Origin of the sequence: Pseudomonas sp. HMWF021 (assembly GCF_003061005.1) — a bacterium.
Classification (GTDB): Bacteria; Pseudomonadota; Gammaproteobacteria; order Pseudomonadales; family Pseudomonadaceae; genus Aquipseudomonas.
Genome location: NZ_QAIK01000099.1, coordinates 1 through 4,113, shown reverse-complemented (window position 1 = coordinate 4,113; position 4,113 = coordinate 1). Strand labels below are relative to the sequence as shown.

The 4,113-nt window shown below is 61.1% G+C and carries 4 protein-coding genes; 2 read left to right on the top strand and 2 right to left on the bottom strand.

Annotated features, from left to right (window positions below):
• Window positions 1-197: 197 nt before the first annotated feature.
• Both DBR18_RS13305 and DBR18_RS13300 read right to left on the bottom strand, forming a co-directional pair.
• Window positions 198-848 (bottom strand): HAD family hydrolase, encoded by a 651-nt coding sequence (locus DBR18_RS13305; RefSeq protein ID WP_108590656.1) that lies wholly within the window; start codon window positions 846-848, stop codon window positions 198-200.
• A 28-nt stretch (window positions 849-876) separates the two neighbouring features.
• Window positions 877-1,422 carry a gamma carbonic anhydrase family protein gene (locus DBR18_RS13300; RefSeq protein ID WP_108590655.1) on the bottom strand — a complete coding sequence of 182 codons (546 nt, stop codon included), beginning with the start codon at window positions 1,420-1,422 and terminating at the stop codon, window positions 877-879.
• An 89-nt stretch (window positions 1,423-1,511) separates the two neighbouring features.
• Between DBR18_RS13300 and prlC the strand changes: the two genes are divergently transcribed.
• Entirely contained in the window at window positions 1,512-3,563 is a 2,052-nt protein-coding gene (gene prlC, locus DBR18_RS13295) for an oligopeptidase A (protein WP_108590657.1), read from the top strand.
• Window positions 3,560-3,853 carry a YheV family putative zinc ribbon protein gene (locus DBR18_RS13290; RefSeq protein ID WP_108590654.1) on the top strand — a complete coding sequence of 98 codons (294 nt, stop codon included), beginning with the start codon at window positions 3,560-3,562 and terminating at the stop codon, window positions 3,851-3,853. Before prlC ends, DBR18_RS13290 begins: the two co-directional genes overlap by 4 nt.
• Window positions 3,854-4,113 lie beyond the last annotated feature (260 nt).

Below are 4,113 nucleotides of genomic sequence, written 5' to 3'. Positions count from 1 at the left end.
GTTTTATGTTGAGGTTGAGAAGTTGGGGGATTTGCCTGTCGAAAAGCGTAAAGCGGCCTTGAAAGCTTTAGCGAGATCTTGAGTTGATGTCGGCAGATCCTGCCTCATCGCTGGCAAGCCAGCTCCCACAGAGATTGCGGTGAACCTCAGCACACTGCTCACCTGTGGGAGCTGGCTTGCCAGCGATGGCCGACTCATCAGCGTCGCAAAAACGCCTGATGCAGCTCGGCCAGCGTTTCAAAGTGATAAGCCGGCGCCTCGGCACTCAACTCTTCAAAACTGCCAAACCCATATCCCACCGCCGCCGCATCCACGCCGTTGCTGCGCGCGCCGATCAAATCATGCTTGCGATCGCCGATCATCAGCGTAGTGGCGGGATCCAGCCCTTCTTCAGCCATCAGGTGCGCAATCAGCTCGACCTTGTTGGTTCGCGTGCCATCCAGTTCACTGCCATAGATCACCTTGAAATGCTTGGCGAAGTCGAAGTGCCGGGCGATCTCCCGGGCGAACTCCCACGGCTTGGACGTCGCGATATACAGCTGTCGTCCTTGCCCGCTGAGGGTTTCCAGCAGGGGCGTAACACCGTCGAACACCCGGTTCTCGTACAGGCCGGTGACCTTGAAGCGCTCGCGATAGAAATTCACCGCCTCCCAGGCCCTGGCCTCATCGAAGCCATAAAACTGCATGAACGCCTGCAACAGCGGCGGGCCGATGAAGTGTTCGAGTTTGCTCAGGTCCGGCTCGTCGATGCCGAGTTTGCTCAAAGCGAACTGGATGGAACGGGTGATGCCCTCACGCGGGTCGGTGAGGGTGCCATCGAGGTCGAACAATACGGTCTGGTAATGCATGAGAAATCCTGTGCAGGTGTAAGGCAATTCAGAGCTGGTCGTAGCCTTCGGCCAGATGCAGGTCCTTGAGCTTCACGTAGTTGGCCGCGCTGTAGGTGAAGAAGGCGCGTTCCTTGTCGGTCAACGCGCGGATCTGCCTTACCGGACTGCCGACGTACAGAAAACCACTTTCCAAGCGTTTGCCCGGCGGTACCAGGCTGCCGGCGCCGATGATCACATCGTCCTCGACCACGGCGCCGTCCATGACGATGCTGCCCATGCCGATCAACACGCGGCTGCCAACGCTGCAGCCATGCAGCATGACCTTGTGCGCGATGGTCACGTCATCGCCGATCAGCAGCGGGAAACCGTCCGGGTTGAACGGCCCGGCGTGGGTAATGTGCAGCACGCAGCCGTCCTGCACGCTGGTGCGCGCACCGATACGGATGCGGTGCATGTCGCCACGGATCACGGTCAGCGGCCACACGGAGCTGTCTTCGCCTATTTCGACGTCGCCGATCACCACCGCGGAGGCGTCGACAAACGCGCCTTTGCCGAGTAGCGGGGTGTGATTCTGGTACTTGCGAACGGGCACGATAAGTTCTCTCTCTGTCGCCGATAGCTGCGGTGAGTGTCGATTGTAATTAAGATGGGCGCATGTTTCTTCCAGCCAAGGTGCCAACCGTGAGCGTGAACAACCCTCTTCTGCAGTCCTACGACCTGCCGCCGTTCTCCACGATCCGTGCCGAACACGTGCTGCCGGCCATCGAAACCATCCTGGCCGACAACCGCGCCGCCATCGCCGAAATCCTCAAGACTCAAGTCGATAATCCGACCTGGGCCGGCCTGGTGTTGGCGATGGACGAACTCAATGATCGCCTCGGCGCTGCCTGGAGCCCGGTCAGCCACCTCAATGCCGTGTGCAACAGCGCCGAGCTGCGCGAAGCCTATGAGTCGTGCCTGCCAGCCCTGAGCGCCTACTCCACCGAGATGGGCCAGAACCGCGAACTGTTCCAGGCTTATGAAGCCTTGGCCAACAGCCCGGAAGCTGCCGGTTTCGACGTGGCGCAAAAAACCATTCTGGAACACGCCCTGCGCGATTTCCGTCTGTCGGGTATCGACCTGCCGGAAGCCGAACAGAAGCGCTACGCCGAAGTGCAGAGCAAACTGTCCGAGCTGGGCAGTCGCTTCTCCAACCAACTGCTCGACGCCACACAGGCCTGGACCAAGCACGTCACCGACGAAGCCGCCCTCGCCGGCCTGACCGATTCGGCCAAGGCGCAAATGGCTGCCGCTGCGCAGGCCAAGGGCCTCGATGGCTGGCTGATCACCCTGGAATTCCCGAGCTACTACGCGGTGATGACTTATGCCCAGGATCGCAAGCTGCGTGAAGAAGTCTACGCCGCCTACTGCACCCGTGCGTCGGACCAAGGCCCGAACGCCGGGCAGAACGATAACGGCCCGGTCATGGAAGAGATCCTCGACCTGCGTCAGGAACTGGCAAAACTCTTGGGTTTCGCCAGTTTCTCCGAACTGAGTCTGGCGACCAAAATGGCCGAGTCCAGCGATCAGGTGCTGAGCTTCCTGCGCGACCTGGCCAAGCGCAGCAAGCCGTTCGCCGCGCAGGACCTGCAGCAGCTGCGCGCCTACGCCGCCGAACAGGGCTGCGCCGATCTGCAAAGCTGGGACAGCGGTTTCTACGGGGAAAAACTCCGCGAGCAGCGCTACAGCGTCGCTCAGGAAACCCTGCGTGCCTACTTCCCGATCGACAAGGTCCTCGGCGGTCTGTTCGCTATCGTTCAGCGCCTGTACGGCATCGAAATCGCCGAGCTGAAAGGCTTCGACACCTGGCACCCGGACGTGCGCCTGTTCGAAATCAAGGAAAACGGCCACCACGTCGGCCGCTTCTTCTTCGACCTCTATGCCCGCGCCAACAAGCGTGGCGGTGCGTGGATGGACGGCGCCCGCGACCGTCGTCGCACCATCGATGGCGTGCTGCAAAGCCCGGTCGCCAACCTGGTGTGCAACTTCACCCCGGCAGACAGCGGCAAGCCTGCGCTGCTGACCCACGATGAAGTGACCACCCTGTTCCACGAATTCGGGCATGGCCTGCACCACCTGCTGACTCGTGTCGATCACGCCGGTGTCTCCGGGATCAACGGCGTGGCATGGGATGCGGTCGAGCTGCCAAGCCAGTTCATGGAGAACTGGTGCTGGGAGCCGGAAGGCCTGGCGCTGATCTCCGGTCATTACGAAACCGGTGAGCCGCTGCCGCAGGACCTGCTGGAAAAAATGCTCGCGGCGAAAAACTTCCAGTCCGGGTTGATGATGGTCCGTCAGCTGGAATTCTCACTGTTCGACTTCGAACTGCACGCCACTCACGGTGACGGCCGCAGCGTGGCGCAAGTGCTGGAAGGCGTGCGCGACGAGGTGTCGGTGATGCGTCCACCGGCGTACAACCGCTTCCCCAACAGCTTCGCGCACATCTTCGCCGGCGGTTACGCGGCGGGCTACTACAGCTACAAGTGGGCGGAAGTGCTGTCGGCGGATGCCTTCTCCAAGTTCGAAGAGGACGGCGTACTCAACGCCGACACCGGTCGCGCCTTCCGTGAAGCGATTCTGGCCCGTGGCGGTTCGCAGGCACCGATGGTGCTGTTCGTCGACTTCCGTGGCCGCGAGCCATCGATTGACGCACTCTTGCGCCATAGCGGCCTGAGTGAGGACGCGGCAGCATGAGTGAGGCACCTGTGATTACCAAGAAGCGCTTTATCGCCGGGGCGGTCTGCCCGGCATGCAGCGAGCCGGACAAACTGATGATGTGGAGCGAAGACGATGTCCCGCACCGCGAATGCGTGGCTTGCGGTTATTCCGACACGTTGAATGCCCAAGGCCTGTCAGTGCCCAGAGAGCTGGGTACACGGGTCAACACCAGCGCGCTCGACAAGCCGGCACCGGACAAGAACGTTCAAGCGGTGCAATTCTTCCCGAACCCGAAACTGAAGAAAAAGCCCGACGAGCAACACTGAGTCAGCGCCACCTTTCACCGTTTCAGCGGTGAAAGGTGGTATCTATTTACCACCTTCTCCCCGCGCTTCCTGCCTAGTCTGGATATTTCCGCCAGACTTCAATGGAACACGCCATGCCCGATTCCAATCCACTGCTCCATCGCTGGAACCTGCCGCCCTCTACCCGCGTGCGCGCCGAACATTTGCTGCCCGCTATCACCGCCATCACAGCCACCAACCGCCAGACCATCAGCGACATCGTCTCCACACAGACCGACATG